Annotated in this window: 32 protein-coding genes; 24 read left to right on the forward strand and 8 right to left on the reverse strand. The window is 68.5% G+C overall.

Going from position 1 to position 24,076, the window contains the following annotated elements; all coding sequences use genetic code 11:
- Positions 1–134 precede the first annotated feature (134 nt).
- Both KVT39_RS37985 and KVT39_RS12195 read left to right on the forward strand, forming a co-directional pair.
- Positions 135–272: a hypothetical protein gene (locus KVT39_RS37985; protein ID WP_254640459.1), complete on the forward strand. Its 138-nt coding sequence runs from the start codon at positions 135–137 to the stop codon at positions 270–272.
- A 30-nt stretch (positions 273–302) separates the two neighbouring features.
- On the forward strand, positions 303–626 hold the full coding sequence (locus KVT39_RS12195) for a four-helix bundle copper-binding protein (RefSeq protein WP_105391569.1): 324 nt from the start codon (positions 303–305) through the stop codon (positions 624–626).
- A gap of 52 nt (positions 627–678) precedes the next feature.
- Here KVT39_RS12195 and KVT39_RS12200 read toward each other — a convergent pair whose 3' ends face one another.
- The gene (locus KVT39_RS12200; protein ID WP_217589168.1) at positions 679–1,725 is read right to left on the reverse strand and encodes a sigma-54-dependent Fis family transcriptional regulator; all 1,047 of its coding nucleotides are present in this window, start codon (positions 1,723–1,725) and stop codon (positions 679–681) included.
- A gap of 350 nt (positions 1,726–2,075) precedes the next feature.
- Here KVT39_RS12200 and KVT39_RS12205 point away from each other — a divergent pair, with 350 nt between their 5' ends.
- The 8 genes from KVT39_RS12205 (at position 2,076) to KVT39_RS12240 (ending at position 9,948) form a co-directional block, all read left to right on the forward strand.
- Entirely contained in the window at positions 2,076–3,443 is a 1,368-nt protein-coding gene (locus tag KVT39_RS12205; protein WP_034184482.1) for a sigma-54 dependent transcriptional regulator, read from the forward strand.
- Between the two features lie 76 nt (positions 3,444–3,519).
- The gene (locus KVT39_RS12210) at positions 3,520–5,826 is read left to right on the forward strand and encodes an ATP-binding protein (protein WP_217589169.1); all 2,307 of its coding nucleotides are present in this window, start codon (positions 3,520–3,522) and stop codon (positions 5,824–5,826) included.
- Positions 5,827–6,179: 353 nt separating this feature from the next.
- Positions 6,180–6,572 (forward strand): BON domain-containing protein, encoded by a 393-nt coding sequence (locus KVT39_RS12215; protein ID WP_217589171.1) that lies wholly within the window; start codon positions 6,180–6,182, stop codon positions 6,570–6,572.
- A gap of 27 nt (positions 6,573–6,599) precedes the next feature.
- Positions 6,600–7,625, forward strand: a complete 1,026-nt coding sequence (locus KVT39_RS12220) for an SDR family oxidoreductase (protein WP_034184479.1) — start codon at positions 6,600–6,602, stop codon at positions 7,623–7,625.
- Between the two features lie 34 nt (positions 7,626–7,659).
- Entirely contained in the window at positions 7,660–7,959 is a 300-nt protein-coding gene (locus KVT39_RS12225) for a DUF2795 domain-containing protein (RefSeq protein ID WP_034184478.1), read from the forward strand.
- A gap of 51 nt (positions 7,960–8,010) precedes the next feature.
- Positions 8,011–8,580 (forward strand): hypothetical protein, encoded by a 570-nt coding sequence (locus tag KVT39_RS12230; RefSeq protein ID WP_217589173.1) that lies wholly within the window; start codon positions 8,011–8,013, stop codon positions 8,578–8,580.
- Between the two features lie 133 nt (positions 8,581–8,713).
- Positions 8,714–9,286 carry a DUF4142 domain-containing protein gene (locus KVT39_RS12235; RefSeq protein WP_217589174.1) on the forward strand — a complete coding sequence of 191 codons (573 nt, stop codon included), beginning with the start codon at positions 8,714–8,716 and terminating at the stop codon, positions 9,284–9,286.
- A gap of 53 nt (positions 9,287–9,339) precedes the next feature.
- Complete coding sequence (locus KVT39_RS12240; RefSeq protein WP_105391561.1) at positions 9,340–9,948, forward strand: DUF892 family protein; 609 nt, start codon at positions 9,340–9,342, stop codon at positions 9,946–9,948.
- A 238-nt stretch (positions 9,949–10,186) separates the two neighbouring features.
- Here KVT39_RS12240 and KVT39_RS12245 read toward each other — a convergent pair whose 3' ends face one another.
- Positions 10,187–11,395, reverse strand: coding sequence for an MFS transporter (locus tag KVT39_RS12245; protein WP_217589177.1), 1,209 nt, complete (start codon positions 11,393–11,395; stop codon positions 10,187–10,189).
- A 46-nt stretch (positions 11,396–11,441) separates the two neighbouring features.
- On the reverse strand, positions 11,442–11,702 hold the full coding sequence (locus tag KVT39_RS12250; RefSeq protein ID WP_105391560.1) for a DUF4148 domain-containing protein: 261 nt from the start codon (positions 11,700–11,702) through the stop codon (positions 11,442–11,444).
- 221 nt (positions 11,703–11,923) lie between these two features.
- Between KVT39_RS12250 and KVT39_RS12255 the strand changes: the two genes are divergently transcribed.
- The 3 genes from KVT39_RS12255 (at position 11,924) to dctA (ending at position 15,195) form a co-directional block, all read left to right on the forward strand.
- Complete coding sequence (locus KVT39_RS12255) at positions 11,924–12,817, forward strand: LysR family transcriptional regulator (RefSeq protein WP_217589178.1); 894 nt, start codon at positions 11,924–11,926, stop codon at positions 12,815–12,817.
- 88 nt (positions 12,818–12,905) lie between these two features.
- Positions 12,906–13,829, forward strand: coding sequence for a LysR family transcriptional regulator (locus tag KVT39_RS12260; protein ID WP_034184669.1), 924 nt, complete (start codon positions 12,906–12,908; stop codon positions 13,827–13,829).
- A gap of 43 nt (positions 13,830–13,872) precedes the next feature.
- Positions 13,873–15,195: a C4-dicarboxylate transporter DctA gene (gene dctA, locus KVT39_RS12265; protein WP_034184668.1), complete on the forward strand. Its 1,323-nt coding sequence runs from the start codon at positions 13,873–13,875 to the stop codon at positions 15,193–15,195.
- Between the two features lie 24 nt (positions 15,196–15,219).
- On the opposite strand, the gene KVT39_RS12270 is transcribed toward dctA, so the two are convergent.
- The 5 genes from KVT39_RS12270 to KVT39_RS12290 form a co-directional block, all read right to left on the reverse strand.
- The gene (locus KVT39_RS12270; protein WP_034184472.1) at positions 15,220–16,002 is read right to left on the reverse strand and encodes a substrate-binding domain-containing protein; all 783 of its coding nucleotides are present in this window, start codon (positions 16,000–16,002) and stop codon (positions 15,220–15,222) included.
- A 45-nt stretch (positions 16,003–16,047) separates the two neighbouring features.
- The gene (locus KVT39_RS12275) at positions 16,048–17,343 is read right to left on the reverse strand and encodes an MFS transporter (protein ID WP_034184471.1); all 1,296 of its coding nucleotides are present in this window, start codon (positions 17,341–17,343) and stop codon (positions 16,048–16,050) included.
- Between the two features lie 194 nt (positions 17,344–17,537).
- Complete coding sequence (locus KVT39_RS12280) at positions 17,538–18,020, reverse strand: PRC-barrel domain-containing protein (protein WP_034184470.1); 483 nt, start codon at positions 18,018–18,020, stop codon at positions 17,538–17,540.
- 95 nt (positions 18,021–18,115) lie between these two features.
- Positions 18,116–18,547, reverse strand: coding sequence for a CBS domain-containing protein (locus KVT39_RS12285; RefSeq protein ID WP_034184469.1), 432 nt, complete (start codon positions 18,545–18,547; stop codon positions 18,116–18,118).
- Between the two features lie 99 nt (positions 18,548–18,646).
- On the reverse strand, positions 18,647–18,898 hold the full coding sequence (locus KVT39_RS12290) for a hypothetical protein (RefSeq protein ID WP_217589179.1): 252 nt from the start codon (positions 18,896–18,898) through the stop codon (positions 18,647–18,649).
- A 182-nt stretch (positions 18,899–19,080) separates the two neighbouring features.
- Between KVT39_RS12290 and KVT39_RS12295 the strand changes: the two genes are divergently transcribed.
- From KVT39_RS12295 to KVT39_RS12345, 11 genes are all read left to right on the forward strand, one after another.
- The gene (locus KVT39_RS12295; RefSeq protein ID WP_217589305.1) at positions 19,081–19,383 is read left to right on the forward strand and encodes a hypothetical protein; all 303 of its coding nucleotides are present in this window, start codon (positions 19,081–19,083) and stop codon (positions 19,381–19,383) included.
- 174 nt (positions 19,384–19,557) lie between these two features.
- Entirely contained in the window at positions 19,558–19,800 is a 243-nt protein-coding gene (locus tag KVT39_RS12300; protein WP_131949607.1) for a hypothetical protein, read from the forward strand.
- Positions 19,797–20,108, forward strand: a complete 312-nt coding sequence (locus KVT39_RS12305) for a hypothetical protein (RefSeq protein ID WP_034184466.1) — start codon at positions 19,797–19,799, stop codon at positions 20,106–20,108. Before KVT39_RS12300 ends, KVT39_RS12305 begins: the two co-directional genes overlap by 4 nt.
- 25 nt (positions 20,109–20,133) lie before the next feature.
- On the forward strand, positions 20,134–20,442 hold the full coding sequence (locus KVT39_RS12310; RefSeq protein WP_034184465.1) for a hypothetical protein: 309 nt from the start codon (positions 20,134–20,136) through the stop codon (positions 20,440–20,442).
- A gap of 158 nt (positions 20,443–20,600) precedes the next feature.
- Positions 20,601–20,795 (forward strand): hypothetical protein, encoded by a 195-nt coding sequence (locus KVT39_RS12315; protein WP_217589312.1) that lies wholly within the window; start codon positions 20,601–20,603, stop codon positions 20,793–20,795.
- Positions 20,796–20,907: 112 nt separating this feature from the next.
- Positions 20,908–22,347, forward strand: a complete 1,440-nt coding sequence (locus KVT39_RS12320; protein WP_034184463.1) for an RNA polymerase factor sigma-54 — start codon at positions 20,908–20,910, stop codon at positions 22,345–22,347.
- A gap of 85 nt (positions 22,348–22,432) precedes the next feature.
- Complete coding sequence (locus KVT39_RS12325) at positions 22,433–22,621, forward strand: DUF3008 family protein (protein WP_217589180.1); 189 nt, start codon at positions 22,433–22,435, stop codon at positions 22,619–22,621.
- A 46-nt stretch (positions 22,622–22,667) separates the two neighbouring features.
- A complete protein-coding gene (locus KVT39_RS12330) occupies positions 22,668–22,829 on the forward strand; it encodes a DUF1328 domain-containing protein (RefSeq protein ID WP_034184461.1) in 162 nt (53 codons plus the stop codon).
- On the forward strand, positions 22,826–23,212 hold the full coding sequence (locus tag KVT39_RS12335) for a DUF3022 domain-containing protein (protein WP_175747923.1): 387 nt from the start codon (positions 22,826–22,828) through the stop codon (positions 23,210–23,212). Before KVT39_RS12330 ends, KVT39_RS12335 begins: the two co-directional genes overlap by 4 nt.
- 72 nt (positions 23,213–23,284) lie before the next feature.
- Positions 23,285–23,533 carry a hypothetical protein gene (locus tag KVT39_RS12340; RefSeq protein WP_034184459.1) on the forward strand — a complete coding sequence of 83 codons (249 nt, stop codon included), beginning with the start codon at positions 23,285–23,287 and terminating at the stop codon, positions 23,531–23,533.
- Positions 23,534–23,546: 13 nt separating this feature from the next.
- Positions 23,547–24,050, forward strand: coding sequence for a DUF421 domain-containing protein (locus tag KVT39_RS12345; RefSeq protein ID WP_034184458.1), 504 nt, complete (start codon positions 23,547–23,549; stop codon positions 24,048–24,050).
- Positions 24,051–24,076: the final 26 nt, after the last annotated feature.

Raw genomic sequence — 24,076 nt, forward strand, 5'->3', positions numbered from 1 at the left:
TGAAGGCGCCGCCCGACTCGTCGCAAACCCGCCGCAGTTTGACCCGACGCCAGCGCCGTTGCCCGGGCGCGCGCCTTGCTCGATCAGTTCGACGGTCACGTTCGCCGTCCCGCTTTCGACAACGAGGGCCGCACATGAAAGCCGTCATATTTCACGGCATCGGCGACATTCGCATCGATACGGTGCCCGACCCGGATATCGCCGATATGGCCGATATGGCCGATGCGGTCGCACGCGAACCGGGCCGGATGAAGGTGCAGCTCGAACCCTGACGAATGCGAACCGGAACGAGGAGCGATGCGATGGACGATCGATACGACAACTGCATGGCTGCGTGCGACGCGTGTGCGCACGCGTGCGATACGTGTATGGCCGCATGCCTCGCGGAACCCGACGGGCATGCGCTGGCGGCCTGCATCGCGCTCGATATCGAATGCGCGCAGCTGTGCCGCTTCGCGTCGGGCGCGATGGCGCGCCGCAGTGTGCTCGTGCCGAGCGTGTGCGCGCTGTGTGCGCAGGCGTGCGACCTGTGCGCGACCGAATGCCTGCTGCACGCACACGATCATTGCCGCAATTGCGCGCTCGCGTGCGAAACGTGCGCGGCGATGTGCCGCGCGATGGCGTGAGCATGCGCGGTCACGGGGCGCGCTGAACCCGGTGCGCGATGCGCTGCCGTGCTCACTGATTCAGTGCGCCCGGCGGCGGGGCTGCGCTCGCGCTGGTGGTGGCGATGGCGTCACCGGGGTTCGGCGCCGCCGCGCCGTTCGCCGCGCTGCGCTCGTGCTCGGGCAGCAGCGCGAGACGGTTGTACAGCGTCTTCAGGCTGATGCCGAGCGCCTTCGCGGTGCGCGGTTTGTCGCCGTTGAAATGCCGCAGCGATGCGGCGATGAAGCGCTGCTGCGTGTGCGCGAGCGTCGTGCCGATATGCAGCGTCATCGCGTTGTGGCGCACTTCCTCGTGCGGCGGCTGGCGGCGCGGCAGTTGCAGGTCGATCTGCTCGTCCGCGAGGATGAACGCACGCTCGAGCGCATTGCGCAGTTCGCGCACGTTGCCGGGCCACGTATACGCGCGCAGCGCCTTCATCGCCTGCATCGACAGGCGCTTTCTCGTGCGGTGCCGCGCGTTCAGCCGCTCGACGATCTGGAGAGCGATATCGCCGACGTCGTCCTCGCGCTGCCTGAGCGGGGGCACATGCAGCGCGATCATCGCGATCCGGTAGAACAGGTCTTCGCGCAGCCGGCCGCTGCGCACGGCCTCGACGGGATCGTGATGCGTGGCCGCGACGATCCGCACGTCGAGCGGAATCGATTCGTGGCCGCCGACGCGCACGATCGTGTTCGATTCGAGCGTGCGCAGCAGCTTGACCTGCAGCTCGCCCGGCATTTCCGCGATCTCGTCGAGGAACAGCGTGCCGCCGCACGCGGCTTCGAACATGCCCACATGCTGCGCGACCGCGCCGGTGAAGCTGCCTTTTTCGTGACCGAACAGGTGCGATTCCGCGATGTCGGGCGCGATCGCGCCGCAGTTGACGGGGACGAACGGCCCGCGCCGCCGCGGGCTCAGGTCGTGCAGCAGGCGCGCGACGATGTCCTTGCCCGCACCGCTTTCCCCGACGATCAGCACGCTGGCGTGCGTGGTCGCGACGCGCGACACCTTCAGTAAAAGGGCCTGGATCGTACGCGAGCGACCGAAGAGCCGCGCGCCGTCATCGCCGGTTTTCGCCATGGCGCGATATCGAATCAGGAAGATTTGACCGAATATTGTGGAGGTCTGATGAAAAATCGACGTGGCATGCGTCGATTTCCTGTAGGGAGCTTACCTTTTATACCAACGGCGCGACATTGAATCTGGCAATGCGGGCCACCGCGACAGATAGATTTATTCGATGGGCGATGAATGCGCGACCGCGGTCTCCTATACTTCCAAGCAGCATTTTTCATTGCAGGACGGCCGATCCGCTCATTGGTGTGCAGAGCGGAAGGCGTCGCTATGTGCCGGCCGCGCGTGCTGCGCCGCATATCCGTCGCGGTACCGGCCAGCGCCCGCGCCGGGCCGCCTCTCACCAGGAAGCCTCGATGCCCTATGTCCTGATCGTCGAAGACGATGCCGATACGCGCACGATGCTCGCGACGCTCGCTCGCACGCAGCAGCTCGCATGCGATACGGCCGCGACGCTCGAAGAAGCGCGCACGCTCGTCACGACGCATACCCCCGATCTCGTGCTGTGCGATCTCGTGTTGCCGGACGGCAACGGCATGGATCTGTTCGATGCATTGCCGAAACGATCGCACTGCGAAATGGTGTTGACCACCGGCCACGCGAGCCTCGAAACCGCGATCGACGCACTGCGGCGCGGCGCGACCGACTATCTCGTGAAGCCGCTGAACATGCAGCGGCTGAACAGCATCTTCGCGCGCGTGCCGCGCACGACCGCGCTGCACGAAGAGATTGCCGAGCTGCGCTCGGAGCTGAAGCGCCTCGGGCGCTTCGGCCGCATGCTCGGCAGCTCGCCCGCGATGCAGACCGTCTACGATGCGATCGGCCGCGTTGCGCGCACCGAGGCGTCGGTGCTGCTGACGGGCGAATCGGGCACCGGCAAGGAACTCGCCGCGCAGACGGTGCACGACCTGAGCCTGCGCCGCCGCGGCCCGTTTCTCGCGGTGAACTGCGGCGCGATCGCCGCGAACCTGGTCGAGAGCGAGATGTTCGGCCATGACCGCGGCAGCTTCACGGGCGCCGAGCGCCAGCACAAGGGCTTCTTCGAACGCGCGGACGGCGGCACGCTGTTTCTCGACGAGATCACCGAGATGCCGGTCGAATCGCAGGTCAAGCTGCTGCGCGTGCTGGAGACGGGGCGGCTCACGCGGCTCGGCTCGACGCGCGAGATCGACGTCGACGTGCGCATCGTCGCCGCGACGAACCGTGATCCGGAAGCCGCGATGGCGGACGGCAAGCTGCGGCCCGACCTGTTTCACCGGATCAACGTGTTTCCGATTCCGTTGCCGCCGCTGCGCGAGCGCGGCGACGACATCCCGATGCTCGCCGACGCGTTCCTGCAGCATTTCAACGAAGAGAGCGGCCGGCATCTGCGCTTCGCGCCGGCCGCGCGCGAAGCGCTGAAGACCCACGAATGGCCCGGCAACGTGCGGGAACTGCGCAACTTCGTGCAGCGCGCGAGCATCTTCAGCGATGCGGACGTGATCGAGACGCTGCCGCCGCCGATCATGGAAGAGCTGTCGAACATGGTCGATTCGCACGAGGATCGCGTGACGGTGCCGTTCGGCACGCCGCTCGAGGAAGTCGACCGGCGGCTGATCCTCGGCACGATCGCGCAATGCGGCGGCGTGAAGGCGCAGGCGGCCGAAGTGCTCGACGTCAGCCTGAAGACGATCTACAACCGGCTCGCGCAACTGGAAGACGAAGCGGACAAGCCGGATTCCTGATGCCGCCGCGCCCGCGCCCGTGCACCCGTTCCCGCGTGGCGTCGCGCATCGTCGTCGCGCGGCAGGAGCGTATCCGATGATCGACTTCTCGCGAATGCGCGCCGGGAATTACGCAACGGCCGTGATGCTGGTCGCGATCGCGACCGTGCTGCAGGCGCTCGCGATCCGATTCGGCGGCGTGAACCTGCCGTTCGTCCTCTACTATCCGTTGCTCGCGGGCGCCGCGTGGGCCACTTCGTTCCTGTTCGGGATGGTGGCGACCGTGATCAGCGGCATGCTCGTGTGGACGCTGTTCCTGTCCGATCCGGCTGCCTATACGGAGCCGTTGCCCGAGCGGCTCGTCCGGCTCGGGATGCTCGTGCTGGTCGGCGCGCTCGTCTGCGCGATTGCGTCGATGCTGCGGCACGCGCGACTCACGAACGAACACGCGCGCCGGCGCGAAGCGGCCGCGCATCGGCGGCTCGCAGCCATGTTGCAGGCGCTACCGCATGGTGTGATCGCAACCGATACGAACGGACGGCTCACGTACATGAACGCGGCCGCGGCCGCACTCGTCGGCTGCGCGCCGGGCGATGCGACGGGCCGCGCCGCGCGCGACGTGCTGCGGGTGTTCGATCGCGCCGGCCGCCGCGTGCCGGCGACGCCGCTCGATCGCGCGCTCGGCGGCGCGGGCGTCGTGTCCGACCAGCACTGGCTGCATGCGGACGGCCGCGAGCCGGTGCCGATCGTCGAGGTCGCGTCGCCGATCGCCGATACCGACGGCAACATCGACGGCGCGGTGCTGCTGTTGCGCGATGCCGGCGCGGACCGTTCGCGCGTCGACGCGTCGCGGCTGCAGCGCGCGGTGGTCGACGCATCGCCGGACGCGATCGTCGGCGTCGATGCCGACGGCCGCATCGTCAGCTGGAACCCGGCCGCGCAGCGCCTGTTCGGCTATGACGAAGGCGATGCGCTCGGTCGCGCGTTCGAATCGCTGGTCGCGATGCGCTGGCTGAAACGCAGGCCGTTCGCCGAATCGTTCGACGATATGCGCGAACCGGTCGGGCCGATCGACCTGCTGTGCGTGCGACGCGATGGCCGGCGCTTTCGTGCGACGGCGGCGGCGGGCCCGGTGAGCGGCGACGCGCGTGCGTGCGTCGCGCTGTCGCTGACATTGCGCGAAACCGGCGCGCAGCGCCTGCGCGACCTGCGCACGCTGCGCTCGCTGCAGCGCGCGCGCCATGCACGAGACCAGGCCGATACGTCGAACCGTCTGAAGGACGAATTGCTTGCGACGGTGTCGCATGAATTGCGCACGCCGCTGAACGTGATCTACGGCTGGGTCGAGGTGTTGCGCAACTCGGGCGACGACGCGCTGCAGCAGCAGGCGATCGACGCGATCGACCGCAGCGCGCGCTCGCTCACGCGGATGGTCGGCGACATCCTCGACGCATCGTCGCTCGCGACCGGCAAGCTGCAGCTCGACGCGATGCCGGTGGATGTCGTGCGGCTGTTCTCCGACTCGGTCGGCGCGTTCCAGACGGCCGCGTCGTCGGCCGGTATCGTGCTCGAGTTCGAATGCACGGCGGCCACCTGCATCGTGTCGGGCGATGCCGAGCGGCTGCGGCAGATGCTGTCGAATCTCGTGTCGAACGCGCTCAAGTTCACGCCGAGCGGCGGCGCCGTGACGGTCGCGCTGGCGCGTGTCGATACGCGCGTGGTGCTGACCGTGTCCGACACCGGGCAGGGTATCGCGGCGGAGTTCGCGCCGTTCGTGTTCGACATGTTCCGCCGTGCGGACGATTCGCCCGCGTCGTCGCGGCGCGGCCTCGGGCTCGGCCTGTCGATCGTGCGGCATATCGCGGAACTGCACGGCGGCAGCGTGGCCGTCCAGAGCGCGGGCCGCAATCGCGGCGCGACGTTTACGGTGACGCTGCCGGCCGGCTGGCAGCCGATGGGCGCGATGGCCTGGGGGATCGCGCAGGCGGATGGCCGTCACGAGCCGCTCGTGCTGGATACGCAGCGCATCCTGATCGTCGACGACGATGCAACGACGCGCGCGAGCCTGACCGCCGCGCTGACCACGTTCGGCGCGACCGTCGCGATCGCGTCGTCGGGCCGGGAAGCGCTCGCGGTGGCCGCCGACATGCGGCCGACCGTCGTGCTGTCCGATCTCGCGATGCCGGACGGCGACGGCTTCTGGTTGCTCGACGCGCTGCGGCGCAGCGCGATGAACGGCGACGGTGCGCTGACCGACCTGCGCGTGCTGGCCGTGACCGCGCACGCGGGCCTCGCCGACGAACGCCGCGCGCTCGAAGCCGGGTTCGAAGGTTATCTGTGCAAGCCCGTCGACGTGCGCGAACTGGCACGCAAGATTGCGCAGATAACGAAGCGCAACGGTTGACGCCGCGCATGCGGTAGCGCGCCGTCGCGCCGAGGATTCCACAGGCATATCTTTCCCGCGCCGGCGCGCGTTCGCCGATCGATGCGATTCCCTGCATGATGTCGCCGCCGATGCAGGCGGGCGCGTCGACGCGCGCCCGTTGCCCACCCAATACACGCCTGTTACCCGCCCGTTACCCATCGCCGGGCAATCGTCATGCCCGGCAGATACACGCCGAAAAAATTACAACGCATTGGATGAAAGCACCTCCACAAGGCGCCACGCGCGTGCATGCGGCGCCGGCGCCGCGGCACGCGCCTTGCGCGGGTGACACGTGCCCGCCGGCCATGCCGGCCCGACGAAAGGAGGTCACGATGAGGATATTCCCGCTGCAAGCCCGTTCCGCGCGATCGGGCAGTCACCCCGCGAAGCGCATCGGCATGGCCGTCGCGATTGCCGCGGCCACGGCATGCGCAATGGTCGCGCCGAACGTACTCGCCGCCGGCGACGACAGCGCCGCGTCGTCGTCGCATTCGACGACCGGCACGAAGATCCGCGACGCGACGATCACGACCAAGGCGAAGGCCGAACTCATCGGCACGAGCGGCCTGACGGCCGGCGACATCCATGTGAAGACGCGGCGCGGCATCGTGACGCTCACCGGCAGCGTGCCCGACGAGCAGCAGCGTACGCAGGCCGTCGGCGTCGTGAAGCAGCTCGACGGCGTACGGAGCGTGCGCGATCAGCTGACCATCCGGCCCAAGTGACGTCGGCGCCGTAACAGGAGTCCAGTCATGAACTGCATGCTCAAACCGGTCGGCGAGCAGACGATCGTGATTACCGGCGCGACCAGCGGCATCGGCCTCGTCACCGCGCGCAAGGCGGCACGGCGCGGCGCGAAGCTCGTGCTGTTCGCACGCAACCAGGAGGCGCTGAACACGCTGTGCGACGAAATCCGCCAGCACGGCGGTCTCGCGGTGCCGGTCGCCGGCGACGTCGGCAACATCGAGGATCTGCAGCGCGCGGCCGCGACCGCGGTCGATACATATGGTGGTTTCGACACGTGGATCAACAACGCGGGCGTGTCGATCTTCGGCACGGCGGCCGCCGTGCCGCTCGAGGATCAGCGGCGGCTGTTCGATACCAACTACTGGGGCGTCGTGCACGGGTCGCTCGTCGCGTCCGACCATTTCCGGCGCAAGAGCGATTTCCACGGCGGCGCGATCATCAACATGGGCAGCGAGGCGTCCGACGCGCCGGTGCCGCTGCAAAGCGCCTACGTCGCGTCGAAACATGCGGTGAAGGGCTTCACCGATTCGCTGCGGCTCGAAATGGAAGCGGACCACCTGCCCGTATCCGTCACGCTGATCAAGCCGGCAGCGATCGACACGATGTTCGTGATGCACGCGAAGAACTACATGAACGTCGAGGCGAAGCTGCCGCCGCCGATCTACGACCCCACCCTCGTCGCCGACGCGATCCTGTTCGCGGCCGCGCACGCGCGCCGCACGCTGTTCGTCGGCGGCGCCGCGAAATTCGCGTCGGCGAGCGCGTACCACGCGCCGCACCTGTTCGATCGCGTCGCGGCCACGCTGTTCTCGCGCGGCCAGCGCACGGTGCGGCCCGCGCGGCCGCGCGACGACAACGCGCTGTATGAGTCGCGCCACGCGCTGCACGAGCGCGAAGGCATGGACGGGCCGGTGCTGCGCGGTTGCGCGTACAACACGGTGGTGCAGCGGCCGAAGGTCGCGGGTGCGGTCGCGCTGGGCGCGGCGCTCGTGGTCGCCGCGCTCGCGCGTTCGCGACGCGCTTCCACGTGAGCCGAGCCCGGCATTTTTTCCGAAGGAGGCTTCGATGACATCCCGATTGCATACGGGCCACGAACTCAGTCGCTCGCGTTCGCACGAAGGCGAGCGCGCGGTGCAGGACCGCGACAAGGGCGGCCACCAGGCAGGGCACGGCAAGGCGCCGGGCCCGGTCGACATCCGGAAGACGCTGAAGGGGCTCGACTATCCGGCGAGCAAGGCGGACGTCGTCCAGTGCGCGGAGCGCGCGCATGCGGACCGCGGCGTGATCGACCTGCTCACGCGCATTCCCGATCGCGAATACGGCACGCCGGCGTCCGTGTCGAAGGAACTCGGGCGGCTGATGTGAGCGCCGCCGTGCCGCGCCGTACGCCCGGCGCACCGTTACGAGGAGACGAACATGGCGATGATCGTCGCAGGCCGCTTCACGACGTTCGATGAAGCGGAAGGCGGGGCGCGCTATCTGTACGAACGCGCGTTCGGCCCGGACGACGTGTCGATCTTCTTCCTGAACCCGGGCGGCCAGCATGCGCGCTTTCCGATCGGCGGCGACGTATATGCCGACTCGGCGGCTAAGCCGGGCGGCCGCGGCGCGATGATCGGCGCGATGCGCGGGTTGCTGATCGGCGCCGTCGCGGGGCTGGCCGTTTACGCACTCGGCGTGCGCGAGTGGTTCGTACCGGCCGCCGGCGTGCTGGCCGGCGCGTATCTCGGCGCGTTCGGCGGCGCGCTCGGCCGGATGCGCGGCGAGCGCGCCGAAGGCAAGGGCGCGCTCGCGCACAGCGACACCGGCGTGATCCTGGCCGCGCGCGTGACGTCCGATACCGCGAACACGGCGGAGGGCGTGCTGCGCGCGAGCGGCGCGATGTCGATCGAGCGCGTCGAAGGCGACTGGCAGGACGGCGAATGGCGCGACTTCGATCCGGTGCGCCGGCCGGACGACGCCGCGCCGGGGAGCAGGACGAACTGATCGGCTGCAACGTGCCGCTCGTGTCCGATTTCGCGAGCGGCGGGACGGGCCGGACATCGCGCCCGAACGGCGGTTCGATCGGCAGCGGCGGGCGGTTGTCCGTCCCGGCCGCCCCCAAGCAAGGAGAAGACGGATGAAGCCGTTCAACTGGACGATCGCGGCACTCGCCGCGCTCGCGCTCGCTGTCCCGGGCCTCGCGCATGCGCAGATGCCGGGCGGCGTGATCGACCCGTCGTCGGGCGCTGGCGACGCGCGCATCGTGAAGGCGCCGCAAGGCGGCGACGCGGAATTCATCGACAAGGCCGCGATCGCCGGCAAGGCCGAGGTGCAGGCGAGCCAGCTTGCGCTGAAGCAGGCGCAGTCGCCGGACGTGCGCGCGTTCGCGCAGCGCATGGTGGCCGATCACGGCAAGGCGAACGCGCGGCTGAACGAGATTGCCGCGCGCAAGGGCATGAAGCCGCAGGCCGATCAGATCGCGGACCCGGACGTCGAGGCGCTGCGCGGCAAGAGCGGCCGCGATTTCGATGTCGCATACGTCGCGGCGGCCGGCCCCGATGCGCACCGCAAGGCCGTCGCGCTGTTCGAAGGCGAGGCGCGCGACGGCAGGGACGCCGAACTGCGCGCGTTCGCGAGCGCCGCGCTGCCGACGCTCAGGCATCACCTGAGCATGGCACAGGCGCTCGAACGCAAGGTGGGTACGCAATAACGCGTGCCCGTTCAACCCCGGGCCGCATGCGCGGCCGTATCCTGGAGACATTCATGGCACACCGGCAACAGAAGCACGAAGGCATCCGCGAACTGCTTTGTCAGGCGTATGAAACCGAGCTTGGCGGCGCGAAGATCTACGAGGCTGCGCTGCAGTGCGCGACCGACGAGGATTTGCACAAGGAATGGGAGAAGTACCACCGCGAGACGCTCCATCATCAGGAGGTGCTGCGCAAGGTGTTCGACGCGCTCGGCATGGACCCCGACGCGCAGTCGCCCGGACGCAGTGCGGTGGCGGCCACCGGGAAGTCGCTCGTCCACGTGATCGAGCAGGCGCGCAAGCAGGCCGATCCGGCCGTCGCGCAGGTCGTCGCGGCCGAATGCGTGGTGCTCGCCGAGACCAAGGACCACCTGAACTGGGAACTGATCGGCTATGCGGCCGACCAGTTGTCGGGCGATGCCGCGAAGGTGCTGAAGGGCGCGCACGACGAGGTCGAGGCAGACGAGGATCACCACCTGTACCACACGCGCGGCTGGGCACGCGAGATGTGGATCGAGTCGATGGGCTTCAAGGCCGTGCTGCCGCCGCCGGAGGAAGTGAAGAAGGTCGAGTCGGCGGCCGATGCGGCACGCGCCGAACGTTCGCGCGGCAAGATGATGTGACGGGCTGATGTGACGGGCGCGCCAGCCGGGCAGCGGCGGATTGCCGGCGGCCCGGCTGCCATCACGTGCCATCACGTTGTGGGCGCAACGATTCGACCGAGCCGGATCGCGTCAGCATGTCGACGACCATCCACAGCGTGTTGAAGCCGAACTGGCTGCCCACCTGCGCGTAGACGGCGACGTTGCTCGGGTCGGCGTCGGATGCGCCCGCGAGCAGGCCCGGGCCGAGCCGCCGGTATCACGGCTTCGCGGCGGCGTGCGGCACGGCGGCGCGTCCGGCGGCGCACGCCAGCACGCCGGCGAAGACGAGCAGCGCCGCGCTCGTCGCGAACGTCGCGCGATAGCCGTGCGCGTCGTACAGCAGGCCGCCCGTCGTTGCGCCGAGCGCGATCGCGAGCTGCACGACCGCGACCATCAGCCCGCCGCCGGCTTCGGCATCGTGCGGCAGCGTGCGCGCGAGCCACGTCCACCAGCCGACGGGCGCGGCCGTTCCGGTCAGCCCCCACAAGGCAAGCAGGCCCGCGGTGGCCGCCGTCGACGCGCCGCACCATGCGAGCGCGACGGCGATCGCCGCCATCAGCAGCGGGGTGACGACGAGCGTCCGGTAGAGCGCGTTCTTCAGGAACGCACCGATCAGGATCGTCCCCGCGACACCGGCCACGCCGATGACGAGGAGCATCAGCGACAGCGCGGTATGGCCGACGTGCGTCTCCGTTTCGAGGAAGGGGCGCAGGTACGTGAACAGCGCAAACTGCCCCATGAACAGCAGGTTGACGGCCGCCATGCCGAGCGCGACCGGCCGACGGGCGAGCAGCTTCAGCGCATTGGCCGGCGCCGCGCGTGACGCGGTTTTCATCGGCGGCAGGCTGACGAGCTTCCAGCCGAACGCGATCGCCGCGATCGGCACGACGCAAAAGAACGCCCAGCGCCAGCCGACGATGCCGCCGAGAAAGCTGCCGAGCGGCGCGGCGACGACGGTCGCGAGCGCATTGCCGCCGTTGACGATCGCGAGCGCGCGCGACACCTGCGCATCGGGCACCAGGCGCATCGCGGTCGCGGCCGACATCGACCAGAAGCCGCCGATCGCGATGCCGATCAGCGCGCGCCCCGCGATGAAGGCGGGGTAGTTCGGCGCGAGTGCGACGACCGTGCCGGACACGATCGTCAGCAGCGTCAGCACGAGCAGCAGCCGCTTGCGGTCGCGCCTTCCGGCCAGCGACGCGATCAACAGGCTCGTCGCGAGCGCGAATGCGCCGGACACGGAAATCGCCTGGCCCGCCAGGCCTTCGCTGATATGCAGGTCGCTCGCGATCGGCGTCAGCAGGCTGACCGGCATGAATTCGGACGCGACGAGCGCGAACGCGCCAAGCGCCATCGCGAGGACGGCGCCCCATGCGGCGGGGCGAACGGTCGCATCGTCGCGATCGGAGGTGGAAGCGGCTTGCATCGTCGACATCGGCTCGGGTCGGGTGGAATCGCGGCGCAAACGCGCATCAGTCGCAGCGGGCGCCGGCCGTGCTGCGATCGGCCACGCGGGTGCGGCCGCCGGCATCGCGCGCGCCGGCTACGCTTGCAGCCGCGGCCTGTGCGTCGTCGACCCACGTGCGCGGATTGGCGCGCGCCGGATTGAAACCGGCGGCTTCGTAGCGAATCATGTCCTCGCGCACCTGCTCGCGCGTCAGCCCCAGCGCATGAGCGAGCAACGGGCTGGAGGCGGCAAGCGCGACTGCGAAAAAGCGAAGAAGAGGTTTCACGAGCGGGCTCCGGGAAAGAATGCGTGGACGGTCCCGACGCGTGCGGTGGCTGAGCGGGAACCGGAAGGCTTCGCAGTCTATCGGCTCGAATCCGATCGATTAAGTAGCACGGCGCGCTTGGACTTATAAGCTGCGCCGATGAATCGGCGGAAGTCGCGCCGGGCGGTCCCGGGCGGTGTCGGTGCTAGGATGGGCGTCCGTTTCGACAGGAGCCGCCCGACATGCCGCGCGAAAACCTCAACGATCTGCTCGTGTTTCTCGCGGTGGCGCGCGACCGGAGCTTCACGCGCGCGGCGGCCCGGCTCGGCGTGTCGCAATCGGCGCTGAGCCAGACGGTGCGCGATCTCGAAACGCGGCTCGGCGTGCGGCTGCTGACGCGCACGACACGCAGCGTGTCGACGACCGAAGCAGGGGAAGAACTGTTTCAGGCCGTCGCGCCGCGCATCGACGAAATCGAAATGAAGCTCGCCGCCGTGTCCGATTTCCGCGACAAGCCGGCCGGTGTCGTGCGCATCACTGCCACCGAGCATCCGATCGACACGATCGTGTGGCCGAAGCTCAGGAAAGTGCTGCCCGATTACCCGGACATCCGCGTCGAGCTGTCGGTCGACTACGGGCTGTCGAACATCGTCGAGGAACGCTACGACATCGGCGTGCGTTACGGCGACCAGGTCGCGAAGGACATGATCGCGGTGCGCATCAGCCCGGACATCCGGATGGCGATGGTCGCGTCGCCCGCCTATCTCGACGGTCGCAAGCCGCCGAAATCGCCGCAGGACCTGCTCGACCACGACTGCGTGACGCTGCGGCTCGCGACCGCGAAGGGCATCTATGCGTGGGAGCTGAAGAAGGGCAGGAACGAGATCCAGGCGCGCGTGAACGGACGGATCACCTGCAATACGCAGCCGCACATGGTGCAGGCCGCGCTCGACGGGTTCGGGATCGCGTTCGTCACCGAAGACATCGTGCTCGAACACGTGCGCAGCGGCACGCTGCGCATCGTGATGCCGGACTGGTGCCCGGTCTTTCCCGGCTATCACGCGTATTATCCGAGCCGCCGCCAGGCATCGCGCGCGTTCTCCGTCGTGATCGATGCGCTGCGGCACCGCGCGTAGCAGGCGTCGGAGCCGGGCATCTCCCGGCTGGGTGAGCTTGCCCGAATCATGCAAAATACCCGGCATCTGAAATGTGGAGACGTGGTCCGTGGGAATCAACTTCGATTTGACCGATTTGCAGGCGTTTCGCGCGGTGGTGGAGCTGGGAAGCTTCCGAAAGGCCGCCGACGCGATCAGCATTTCGCAGCCCGCGCTGAGTCGCCGGATCGACAAACTCGAGGAAGCGCTCGGCGTGCGGTTGTTCGAGCGCACCACCCGCAGCGTCACGCTGACCACCGTCGGGCGCGTGTTCGCGCCGAGCGCCGAGCAACTGCTGGACGATCTCGACGTCGCGCTGCTCGGCATCCGCGACGTTTCGTCGAGCCGCCTCGGTCATGTGACGATCGCATGCGTGCCGTCGGTGGCCTACTACTTCCTGCCGAACGTGATCGCGAGCTATCATCGCCGCTTTCCGCGCATCAGGGTCAAGCTGCTGGATGCGAGCGCGAACGACGTGCTGGGCGCGGTCATCAGCGGCGAGGCCGATTTCGGCGTGAGTTTCATGGGCAGCCAGGAGCCGGAGATCGAGTTCAAACTGCTGCTGCAGGAACGGTTTGTTGCCGCGTGCCGGCGCGATCATCCGCTCGCGCGCAAGAAGCGCGTGACCTGGAACGAGCTTTACGAGTACGAGTATGTGTCGGTGGACAAGACTTCCGGCAACCGCCTGCTGCTCGACCAGGCATTGACGACCGTCGCGCCGCGGGCGCCGAGCGTGTGCGAGACGCGCCACGTGACGACCCTGCTCGGATTGATCGAAGCCGGGCTCGGCGTCGCCGCGGTACCGTCGATGGCGATGCCCGGACACGACCATCCCGTGCTCACGAGCGTGCCCCTGGTCGAACCGGTGGTCAAGCGCCGGGTGGGCATCGTGAAACGGCGCGGCCGCGCGCTGACGCCGGCCGCGGAGGAGTTTCACCGGGCGATCGTCGACGCGAAACGCGCCGGTGCGGCAAGCGGCGACGCATCCCGATGACGACGATCGGGCCTACGGCCGGAACATCGGGGAGCACCGCATCGTGAGGCTGGCAAGACCGCTTCGTTCGCTCTACGTGCAGGTTCTGCTGGCGATGGTGCTCGGCGTGAGCGTCGGCCACTTCTGGCCGTCGGCGGGCGCGCTGCTCAAGCCGCTCAGCGATGCATTCGTCGGCCTCGTGCGGATGATGATCGCGCCGATCGTGTTTTGCACGATCGTCTCCGGCATCACGTCGCTGGCGAACGGCAAGGCCATCGGGCGCACGATCGTGCGCGCGCTGGTGCTGTTCTATCTGCTGACCGCCGCCGCACTCGCATTCGGGCTCGTCACCGCGTTCGTGCTGCGGCCCGGCGCCGGCATGCACGTCGACGTGCGCCATCTCGATTCGAGCATCCTCGCGCAATATGTACGGCATGCGCAACCGCACGGGCTCGTCGAGTTCGCGCTGAGCGTGATCCCGGACACGATGCTCGGCGCGTTCCGCACGGGCGAGGTGCTGCCGGTGCTGCTGCTGTCGCTGCTGTTCGGTTTTTCGCTGAACGCGTATCCGCAGGCCGGTCGGCCCGTGCTGGCGCTGATCGACGGCGTCGCGCAGATCGTCTTTCGCGTGCTCGCGATGATCATGCGGCTCGCTCCGCTCGGCGCATTCGGCGCGATGGCGTTCACGGTGGGCCGCTTCGGCATCGGCTCGGTCGGCTCGCTCGCGAGGCTGATGGCGTCGTTCTACGTTGCCTGCGTGCTGTTCGTTGCGCTGGTGCTTGCGCCGCTCGCACGACTGCACGGTTTCGCGTTGTGGCGGCTGTTGCGCTACCTGCGCGAGGAATTGCTCATCGTCCTCGCGACCTCGTCCACGGAGCCGGTGTTGCCGCGGCTGATCGTCAAGCTGGAGTCGCTGGGGTGCGACAAGGGCGTCGTGGGGCTCGTGCTGCCGGCCGGCTATTCGTTCAACCTGGACGGCACCGCGATCTACCTGACGCTCGCGGCATTGTTCATCGCGCAGGCGTGCGACGTGCCGCTTTCCGCGCCGCAAATCGCGGCGATGCTCGCCGTCATGCTGCTCACGTCGAAGGGGGCGGCCGGCGTGTCCGGCAGCGGGCTCGTCGCGCTCGTCGCGACGCTCGCCGTGATGCCCGACCTGCCGGTTGCCGGGGTCGCGCTGCTGGTCGGCATCGATCGCTTCATGTCCGAGGCGCGCGCGCTGACGAGCGTGATCAGCAATGCGTGCGCGGTGATCTTCGTTTCGTCGTGGGAAGGGGAGTGCGATCGTGCGCGGCTCGCGCGGGTACTGAGCGCGGCCGAGCCAGCGAACCTCGACTGCGCCGATGATGCCGCGGACAACGCCGGGCGCGACGGGAAGGCTGTCTGACGCACGCCTTCCCGTGGTTCGTGCTCAAGGGGCGGAGACGGAATCCAGTCCGGTCGACTTTACTTGCGCCTGCACGTCGGGCGATGCGAGATAGTCGAGGAGTGCCTTCGCTTCCTTTGGATGTTGCGCGCCGACGGGGATGCCGGCGGCGAAGCGTGTGACGGACTGCAGCGATTCGGGAATCTTGCCGACGAAGGTCGCGCCCTGAACGGGCAGCAGTTCGCTCACCTGCTGGAAGCCGATTTCGTAGTCGCCGTTCGCGACCACGGACGCGACCGGAATCCGCGGGATCATCTTCGCCTTCGATTTCATCTGGTCGTCGATGCCGAGCTTCCTGAACAACTCCCGCTCGATGTAGACGCCGCTCGCGCTATCCGAGTAGGCGACCGACTTTGCATGCAGCAGCGCTTGCTTCAGGCCTTCGGCCGAGCTGATGTCGGGTTTCGCCGCGCCGTCGCGCACGACCATGCCGATGCGGGAATCGGCCAGCTCGACGCGCGATCCGGGGATTACCTTGCCTTGCTTGATCAGGTCGTCGAGCGCGTAGCCGACCATGATCACCGCGTCGGCAGGCTCACCGCGCGCGAGCCGGTTCGGAATCGCTTCGGGCGCCTTGCCCATCGACGGGCCGAGCGCGGTGTCGAGCGTGTTGCCCGTGCGGGACGCGAACTGCGGGCCAAGGAGCTTGTAGGCCGCGGTGAAGCCGCCCGAGCTCATTACGTGCAGCTCGGCGGCCTGTACATTCGCGGTGACTGCGGCGGTGGCGACGAGCGCGGTCGCGCACAGTTTCAGGAGCGGGTTTTTCATGGTTGTCGTCGTGCGGAGTCGGGGCAGGTTGCTCGGTTTGGGGCTTCAGTGCGCGGGCGTCAGCGTCGGCGTCCGGCGGCGATAGAGGGCGAACGTCGCCAGCAGCGCGCACACCGCGGCGAGGCTCATCCAGTAGCCCGGTGCAGCCTTGTCGCCGGTCATGTGAATCAGCGCCGTCGAGATGGCGGGCGTGAAGCCGCCGAATACGGCCGTCGCGAGGCTGTAGGCGAGCGAGAAGCCTGCCACGCGCACCTCCACCGGCATCACTTCCGTCAGCGCGACGATCATCGCGCCGTTATAGATCCCGTACATGAACGACAGCCACAGAAGGACGAGCAGCATGTTGACGAACGACGGCGCATGAGCGAGCAGCGACAGTGCAGGATAGGCGGTCGCGATCGCGAGCACCGTCATGCCGACGAGCAGCGGCCGGCGGCCGATCCTGTCCGACAGCGCACCGCCGATCGGAAGCCACACGAAGTTCGACACGCCGACGCACAGCGTCACGAGCAGGCTGTCCGCGGTGCTCAGGTGCAGAACCGTCTTGCCGAAGGTCGGCGCGTAGACCGTGATCAGGTAGAAGCTCGTGGTCGTCATCGCGACCAGCATCATGCCTGCGAGAACCACGCCCCAGTTCTGGACCAGCGTTCCGAACACTTCCTTCATGCCGGGACGATGCCGGCGCGCCTTGAATTCCTGCGTTTCCTCCAGGTTGCGACGCAGCATGAAAATGAACGGCACGATCGTGCAGCCGACGAAGAACGGCACGCGCCATCCCCATGCGGCGATGGCCGATGCGCTGAGCCATTGATTGAGCGCGAAGCCGAGGCCCGCCGCGACGACGATCGCGACCTGCTGGCTGGCCGACTGCCAGCTCGTGTAGAAGCCCTTGCGGCCGGGCGTGGCCATCTCGGCAAGATAGACCGACACGCCGCCCAGCTCGGCACCTGCCGAAAAGCCCTGCAGCAGTCGCCCGATCAGCACGAGCGCGGGTGCGAGCAGGCCGATCGTCGCGTAGCCCGGTACGAACGCGATCAGGATGGTGCCGCTTGCCATGATGGCCAGCGTGACGATGAGGCCCTTGCGGCGGCCGACGTCGTCGATGTACGCGCCCAGCACGATCGCGCCCAGCGGCCGCATCAGGAAGCCGGCGCCGAACACGGCGAACGTCATCATCAGCGAAGCGAACTCGCTCGCGGCGGGAAAGAACACGGCGGCGATCTGCGTCGCATAGAAGCCGAACAGGAAGAAGTCGAACTGCTCGAGGAAGTTGCCGGCCGTGACGCGGAATACCGCGGCGGCCTTCGAACGTCCGGTCGGAAGGCTGGGCGAGGGGTGCATCGGGGGTGTCTCCAGAAAAATTCAGGCAACGCGCGGAAGGCGATCGATTGTCGTTTTGGCAATGTTCGCCCGGAGACGGAGAAACGATAAGTGCGATTTTTGGATGGATTGATGTCGTATGGTTATCAATGGGGTCGGCCGGCAGACGAAAAAAAGCCCCGCATGCGCGGGGCGTGTCGGCCGGTCGCGAACGATCAATGAGGGTCGCGGGTGCGCGGATTGTTCAGTTCCTCGGTCGGATCGGTCAGCCCGAGCTCGTCGCCGGGGCTCCAGTACGGCGCACTGCCGTAGTACTCGTGCAGCGGCTCGGCCCATTGCGGATCGGCCATCGCCGGCCAGTGGTCCTTGTCGAAGCCGGGGGCGTTCTTGATCCGCTCCGACGACACCGACAGCAGGAAGCACTTGCGCTCGGTGTCGAGCGTCAGCGCGCTCCACGGGATCGCGAGCAACTTGTCGCCGATGCCGAGCAGGCCGCCACTCGACAGCACCGCGTACGCGATGCGGCCCGAACGCACGTCGAGCATGATGTCCTTGATCTTGCCGACGTCGTCGCCGTCGGTCGTGTAGACCTTGTCGCCTTCCAGCGTATTGGCCGCCATGACGTCGGGGCCGGGACCGGCCGCCGTTGCGGCGCCCTTGCCGATGATGCGGGTCTGACCTTGATTGGAAGTCTGCATGGTGTTTCCTCCAGGCTGCGTGGTGCGCGATCGTGCCCGGGCGGGCCGCGGGTCGCGCGGGTGGTCGGGACGGGGCGAAGCGCAGGCTCGACCCGTCACGTCTGCCTCGGCTGCGACACGCCTTCGAGCGTGTTCGCGACGTCGTCGTGCGTCGGGCCGGCCGAGCGCGTCGCGATGTCCGCGAGCGACAGCATGCCGACCAGCCGCTTGTCGTGATCGACGACGGGCAGGCGGCGCAACTGCGCGTCTGCCATGTAGTGCTGGATCTCTTCCAGCGAATCGTCGTCGAAGCACCATTCGATCGGGCCCGACGCGACTTCGTGAATTCGCGTCTCCGGCGGCTTGCCGGCCGAGATCGCGCGCACTGCGAGATCGCGGTCCGTCACCATCCCGATCAGCCGGTTGTTGTCGCACACGGGCAGCGCGCCGATGTCGTAGCGCTCCATCAGTTGCGCGGCATGGCGGATCGAGTCGGTCGGCGCGATGCACACGACGTCCTGCGACATGATTTCGTTGACGCGATGCATGAAAGTCCTCCTTGCAGGTTGGGGGGGGGCGATGTTCCAGCACATTCCATTCAGCAAACCGCATGCCGTGCGGCGCGCGCGGCCTGTCGTTCGTCGCCGTCATTTGTCGCGGCGTTCGCGCTTGTCCTGCCACGGCCCGTCGTCGTGCGTGCCGGGCGGCGTGTCGGGCTCGATGCGCGTGATGCCGCCGGTCGCGGGCGGGTCGCTGGCCGGAAACGTGTCCTCGAGCTGCTTGTCGATATGGCGTTCCGAATGGCGCGTGTGCGTACGGTCCTCAGGCTTCAGCGGCTGCGATGGGGAGGGTCGCTGCTTGCGCTCCGGCGTGTGGCCGGACCGGGTCGAATCCTTCATGGCGAAGCTCCGTATCGGTAACGATGACGCGGATTTCCCGCAACGGCCGTTCCCGGATCGCACGCGGCACGCGATTTGCCACGTCGGCGGCGAAGACGAAGACGACGACGATGAATACGTCCATTGCAGCAACGCGCGCGCACCCGGTGCCTGCGGTGCGCGCATCAAGCGGAGACACGACGATGATTCCGAAACGACGACCAGGCGTACGCTACGAGATCAACGTATGCGGCGGCGGATTCGATTCGGTGAAGAGCCATTTCGATACGTGGAAACACGAACCGCTGATCTACCGGCCCGAGTGCCGGATGTTCGAGGGCAAGGCCGACGTGCGGCCGCTCGGCGACGAGACGTTCGGCTCGACCGAGCCGGCGCGCTTCGCGCTGCAGCGCGCATGCGAGCCGGCCGATCCGTATGCGCTGGCGGCGAGGGTGCGAGACGACGGCCGCGAGCTATGGCTCGTGATGGCTGCGTACGACGCGTAGCGGCGCGCTTGCAAGAATTGCAGCGAACGGTGTAGCGAATGCACGGCGCGCGCCGCGAGCGCGCGCGTATGCGCGGCAGCGCCGGCGTGCGGGCGCCGCGAACGGACGGCACGCGGATTGCGGACCCTGGCCACATCCGTCAGACCACGCAACGATGCGCGCTATGGAGTGCCGATGAATCACGACCGCGATCAGTGGCTGCACCGGCCTGACCCGCCGATGCCCGACGTGGAGCCGGACCCCGAGCCGCCCGATCCCGACGACGTGCCGCCCGACATGCCGGAACCGTACCGCCATCCCGAAGGCGACCCGCCCGGGCATGCGCCGCCGGAACGCGAACCCCCTTTGCGCGATCCGCCCGTGCGCGCACCGCCGGCGGGCGCGCTGCCGCGAACGCGAATGGAGGGCATGCAATGAGCATCCGTATCAAACCCGGCATGCTGCGCGACATCGCCGAGACGCTCGGCCGCCATTTCGAGGCGCGCGCGATGCCGTTCCATGTCGAGGAGCAGCCGGCCGGCGCATTGCATATCGGTTTTCGCGTCGACGGCCGTCCGGCGTCGCTGACCGTGACTTTCGATGCCGACGCGTTCGCCGCGCTCGAGCAGGCGGATATCGCGCGGCAACGCGGCACGCTCACGCGCGTCGCGGCCGAATTCGACGTGATGATGGCGCGCCGCGCACCCACCGCGTATGCGGGGGATTTTCGTTTCAACCGGCTCTGAGCCGTCGATCCGACGGAGGATTTCGATGAACACGATCCAGACGATACGCGCGGGTGCATGCGCGTTCGCCGCCGCATGTGCGCTGGGCGCATGCACGCAGGGCACCACCTACGGCACGCGCGCGGCGCCGCCCGCACCGCCCGACGGCCATGCGACGCCGCCGAGCGCGACGATGCCTGATGCCAATACGCGCTACGAGACGCGTCCGTCGCCGGGCAACACGATGCCGCAGGGCGCGACCGGCGGCGATCCGGCCGACGTCCCGCCGCCGGGCCCGAACGGCGTGCAGGGCGGCCAGACGCTGCCGGGCACGCCGCCGCCGATGCAGTACTGACGCATTGCGTGTGTCGCACGGCATGCGTGTTGCGGAACGGCATGCGCGCCGCGCATCGCGCCGCGCGGCATGCCGCATTCGTGATGCGGTGAAGGAACGTGATGGCGAAGATGAAACCCGCGGCGTGCTGCGAGCGGATCGTGCAGCAGGAGCGCGACATGGCCGCGTGGCTGCTGCGTCACCTGCCGGAGCTGACGACGGTATTTCCCGATCGCTCGGCCGTCGATCGCATCGATGCGAGGCACGACGAAGCGACAACGACGCGGGCGACCGGGCGCACTTCTTGCCGCGCGAAATGCGTGCCCCAAACTTGCCGCCGGCTTGTAAAAAAGCGGCCCCGCCAGGTTGCGTGATGGGGCATGAACCCGCGAAAGCCCCGGCACGGCGCGCGTGGACGGATTGGCACGAAAGCTGCGTAAACCCTGTCGACGAAATACCGCGAACCGAACCGTCAGGAGGCTTTCGATGTCCGTCTCGCTTGCGCTGCAGATGCGACAGCATCTCGCACTTACGCCGAGGCTTCAGCAGTCGCTGCGGCTGCTGCAGTTGTCCTCGCTCGAGTTTCAACAGGAATTGCGGCAGGCGCTCGACATGAACCCGTTTCTCGAAGACGGCCAGGGCGACGGCGAAGAGGAAGCCGCCGCCGGAACGCCCGAGCAGGCGGCCGAAGCCGCCGCGCCCGAAGCGTCGCCCGAACCCGACGACGTGCGTCCGCCGGACGGCGAGGTGTCGTATACGGCCGCGCCCGCGCCGCGCGGTACGGGCCGCCAGGGCGACGACGCCGACGGTCTGTCGCCCGGCGAATGGATGGCCGCCGAGCCGTCGCTGCATCAGCAGCTGCACGATATGCTGCGGCTCTACCCGCTGAACAAACGCGACCGCGAAGCTGCGCGCATCGTGATCGATGCGCTCGACGACGACGGCTACCTGCGCCAGGAGCTGCCCGACCTGCTGGTCGCGGCCGATCCGGCGCTGCTGCTGTCGCAACAGGATCTCGCGGTCGCGCTGCGGCTCGTGCAGATGCTCGACCGCCCGGGCATCGCCGCGCGCTCGCTGTCCGAATGCCTGGTACTGCAGCTCGACGCGATCCCGGCGGGCACGCCGGCGCTCGCGGAAGCGAAGGCGATCGCGCGCGAGCATCTCGAACGGCTCGCGCGCCGCGAGACGGCCGAGATCCAGCGGCGCATCGGCTGCAACCCGCAGACGCTGCACGCCGCATGCGCGCTCGTGCGCGGGCTCGATCCGCGCCCCGGCAATCACTACGGCAGCACGCGCGGCGACTACGTGGTGCCCGACGTGATCGTGCGCCAGGTGCGCGACGAATGGATCGTGACGATCAACCCGGCCGTGCTGCCGCGCGCGCGCCTGCACGAGCGCTATGCGACGCTGTTCGCGCAGTCGAGCGGCGAGCGCGATTCGCCGCTCGGCCAGCAGTTGCAGGAAGCGCGCTGGCTGATCCGCAACGTGCAGAAGCGCTTCGAGACGATCCAGCGCGTCGGCGAATGCATCGTCGCGCGGCAGCGCGATTTCTTCCGCTACGGCGAGATCGCGATGAAGCCGCTCGTGCTGCGCGACATCGCGGATGAGCTCGAGCTGCACGAATCGACCGTGTCGCGCGCGACGGGCAACAAGTACATGGCCACGCCGCACGGTACGTTCGAATTCAAGCACTTCTTCCCGCGCAAGCTCGAGGCGGCGGGCAAGGGCGTGTGCTCGGCAGCGGCCGCCAAGGTGCTGATCCGCGACATGATCGCGGCCGAGCGTCAAACCGATCCGCTGTCCGACGTCACGCTCGCGCAGAACCTCGCGGGGCGCGGCATTCTTCTTGCGCGCCGCACGGTGACGAAGTATCGCCAGGCGATGAAGATCCCGCCGGCCGACCTGCGGCGCCGCGACGCCGCATGACGACCCGGGCGACCCAACCGCGCGCGTGCCGCCTGGTGCACCAACATTGCGTCGTAGCGCGCGCGCCAACGAGAGGAGCGCAACCATGCCAGCAAAATCCCAGGCCCAGCAGCGTGCTGCCGGGGCCGCGCTGTCGGCCAAGCGCGGCGACACGAAGATGAAGGACCTCAAGCCGCCGGCGAAGTCGATGGCCAGGTCGATGAGCGAGAAGGAACTCGAGAAAATGGCTTCCACGCCGGTCCGCGGCAAACCCAGGCACAAGCACGATGCGTGATCGACGACGACGTGTGTTCGCGACCGCTGTCATTCAGGAGGGCTCCATGCTTCGATACGCCATCATTTTCTTCATCATCGCGCTCGTCGCGGCCGTGCTCGGCTTCGGCGGCATCGCGGCCGGCGCGGCCGAGATCGCGAAGATCCTGTTCTACATCTTCGTGGTGATCTTCCTGGTCACGCTGCTGCTGGGCGTCGTGCGACGATGACCGGCGCGCCCGACCGCTCGCAGCGCGTCGCGGAACTCGAGCACGCGCTCGCGAACGGCTTCCCGTCGGAGTCGACCGTCGTCGTGCATGCGGACGACGCATCCGGGCGGTTGACGATCCAGGTGTCGTGGGTGCGCGTGCCGGTCGACGAAAGTGCGCGCGAATGGCGTTGCACGGTCGACCTGCGGTTCGATCCGCACGTGGTCGAGCGTTATGCGTGGCTCGGCGAGGACGACCGGCTGCGCGTGCGCACGTATCTGTGCGATGGCGCGCGACGCGCGGTGGACGAACGCAAGCCGCGCGTCGAGGACGACGCGATCGAATGCAACGTGGCGCTCGATATTACGGATGCCGAACTCGACGCGGCGTTGCGCGCGCCCTGACGCCGACGCCGACCGCCGCCCGCGCGGCCGCGAGCGCGGCGGACGGCCATCGAATTCCACGAGGACACCTCGATGACGAATCCCCCACCAGCCGGCAAGACGCCGCCGTCCGCGCAGCGAGACGTGCGCGAGGCGTTCAGGCACCTGAAGCCGGTCGCGGCCGTCGGTGGAGGACGGCTATTGACGATCGCCGCGTATCCGCCGGACTCGGCACAACGCGTGGCGGTCGATCCCGACGCGGTAACGCACACGTTCCCGGACGACCTCGGCCGCCACCGGATCCGGGCGCGCAAGCAGCAGGCGGTCGACCTGCCCGCGTAGCAGCGCTGCGATCATGGACGTCGTCGTCGCGCTGTTCGGGCAGGGCCGGATGCTCGGCCCCGGCCAGATGGCGTTGCGTGCGATCGTCGTGTTCGTGATCGCGCTGGTGCTGATTCGCATCGCCGGGCGGCGCGCGTTCGGGCAGCGTTCGCCGTTCGACTACGTGGTCGGCATTCTGCTCGGCGCGATCCTGAGCCGCGCGGTGGTCGGCGCGTCTCCGTTCGTCGCGACCGTCGCGGCGTCGCTCGCGATCGTGCTGCTGCATCGTGCGATCGGCTGGGCATGCGTGCGCTCGCGCCGGCTCGAGCGGATGCTGGTAGGCGCCGAGCGCGAGGTGTATCGCAACGGCCGCTTCGACGACGCACAGATGCGCGCCGCGCTGCTTACGCCGACCGACGTGCGCGAAAGCGTGCGGCAGGCGACCGGCGCGACCGACCTGTCCGACGTCGACGCGGCGATCCTGGAGCGCAACGGACACGTGAGCATCGTGCGGCGCAGCCGCGGCCGCCGGCCGTAGCATCGGCCGCGGACGAAGGCGTCCGG

Origin of the sequence: Burkholderia sp. GbtcB21 (genome assembly GCF_019091065.1) — a bacterium.
Taxonomy (GTDB): Bacteria; Pseudomonadota; Gammaproteobacteria; order Burkholderiales; family Burkholderiaceae; genus Burkholderia; species Burkholderia pyrrocinia_C.

Excerpts from the sequence above, each read along its gene's own strand:
- KVT39_RS12215 (WP_217589171.1), top strand. The coding sequence starts at position 6,180 with ATGAGGATATTCCCGCTGCAAGCCCGTTCCGCGCGATCGGGCAGTCAC.
- KVT39_RS12315 (WP_217589312.1), top strand. The coding sequence starts at position 20,601 with ATGGCCGCGTGGCTGCTGCGTCACCTGCCGGAGCTGACGACGGTATTT.
- KVT39_RS12300 (WP_131949607.1), top strand. The coding sequence starts at position 19,558 with ATGAATCACGACCGCGATCAGTGGCTGCACCGGCCTGACCCGCCGATG.
- KVT39_RS12270 (WP_034184472.1), bottom strand. The coding sequence starts at position 16,002 with ATGAAAAACCCGCTCCTGAAACTGTGCGCGACCGCGCTCGTCGCCACC.
- KVT39_RS12195 (WP_105391569.1), top strand. The coding sequence starts at position 303 with ATGGACGATCGATACGACAACTGCATGGCTGCGTGCGACGCGTGTGCG.
- KVT39_RS12230 (WP_217589173.1), top strand. The coding sequence starts at position 8,011 with ATGGCGATGATCGTCGCAGGCCGCTTCACGACGTTCGATGAAGCGGAA.
- KVT39_RS12240 (WP_105391561.1), top strand. The coding sequence starts at position 9,340 with ATGGCACACCGGCAACAGAAGCACGAAGGCATCCGCGAACTGCTTTGT.
- KVT39_RS12335 (WP_175747923.1), top strand. The coding sequence starts at position 22,826 with ATGACCGGCGCGCCCGACCGCTCGCAGCGCGTCGCGGAACTCGAGCAC.
- KVT39_RS12225 (WP_034184478.1), top strand. The coding sequence starts at position 7,660 with ATGACATCCCGATTGCATACGGGCCACGAACTCAGTCGCTCGCGTTCG.
- KVT39_RS12290 (WP_217589179.1), bottom strand. The coding sequence starts at position 18,898 with ATGAAGGATTCGACCCGGTCCGGCCACACGCCGGAGCGCAAGCAGCGA.
- KVT39_RS12235 (WP_217589174.1), top strand. The coding sequence starts at position 8,714 with ATGAAGCCGTTCAACTGGACGATCGCGGCACTCGCCGCGCTCGCGCTC.
- KVT39_RS12330 (WP_034184461.1), top strand. The coding sequence starts at position 22,668 with ATGCTTCGATACGCCATCATTTTCTTCATCATCGCGCTCGTCGCGGCC.
- KVT39_RS12305 (WP_034184466.1), top strand. The coding sequence starts at position 19,797 with ATGAGCATCCGTATCAAACCCGGCATGCTGCGCGACATCGCCGAGACG.
- KVT39_RS12320 (WP_034184463.1), top strand. The coding sequence starts at position 20,908 with ATGTCCGTCTCGCTTGCGCTGCAGATGCGACAGCATCTCGCACTTACG.
- KVT39_RS12280 (WP_034184470.1), bottom strand. The coding sequence starts at position 18,020 with ATGCAGACTTCCAATCAAGGTCAGACCCGCATCATCGGCAAGGGCGCC.
- KVT39_RS12310 (WP_034184465.1), top strand. The coding sequence starts at position 20,134 with ATGAACACGATCCAGACGATACGCGCGGGTGCATGCGCGTTCGCCGCC.
- KVT39_RS12220 (WP_034184479.1), top strand. The coding sequence starts at position 6,600 with ATGAACTGCATGCTCAAACCGGTCGGCGAGCAGACGATCGTGATTACC.
- KVT39_RS12255 (WP_217589178.1), top strand. The coding sequence starts at position 11,924 with ATGCCGCGCGAAAACCTCAACGATCTGCTCGTGTTTCTCGCGGTGGCG.
- KVT39_RS12345 (WP_034184458.1), top strand. The coding sequence starts at position 23,547 with ATGGACGTCGTCGTCGCGCTGTTCGGGCAGGGCCGGATGCTCGGCCCC.
- KVT39_RS37985 (WP_254640459.1), top strand. The coding sequence starts at position 135 with ATGAAAGCCGTCATATTTCACGGCATCGGCGACATTCGCATCGATACG.
- KVT39_RS12295 (WP_217589305.1), top strand. The coding sequence starts at position 19,081 with ATGATTCCGAAACGACGACCAGGCGTACGCTACGAGATCAACGTATGC.
- KVT39_RS12285 (WP_034184469.1), bottom strand. The coding sequence starts at position 18,547 with ATGCATCGCGTCAACGAAATCATGTCGCAGGACGTCGTGTGCATCGCG.
- KVT39_RS12275 (WP_034184471.1), bottom strand. The coding sequence starts at position 17,343 with ATGCACCCCTCGCCCAGCCTTCCGACCGGACGTTCGAAGGCCGCCGCG.
- KVT39_RS12245 (WP_217589177.1), bottom strand. The coding sequence starts at position 11,395 with ATGCAAGCCGCTTCCACCTCCGATCGCGACGATGCGACCGTTCGCCCC.
- KVT39_RS12210 (WP_217589169.1), top strand. The coding sequence starts at position 3,520 with ATGATCGACTTCTCGCGAATGCGCGCCGGGAATTACGCAACGGCCGTG.
- KVT39_RS12325 (WP_217589180.1), top strand. The coding sequence starts at position 22,433 with ATGCCAGCAAAATCCCAGGCCCAGCAGCGTGCTGCCGGGGCCGCGCTG.
- KVT39_RS12205 (WP_034184482.1), top strand. The coding sequence starts at position 2,076 with ATGCCCTATGTCCTGATCGTCGAAGACGATGCCGATACGCGCACGATG.
- KVT39_RS12340 (WP_034184459.1), top strand. The coding sequence starts at position 23,285 with ATGACGAATCCCCCACCAGCCGGCAAGACGCCGCCGTCCGCGCAGCGA.
- KVT39_RS12200 (WP_217589168.1), bottom strand. The coding sequence starts at position 1,725 with ATGGCGAAAACCGGCGATGACGGCGCGCGGCTCTTCGGTCGCTCGCGT.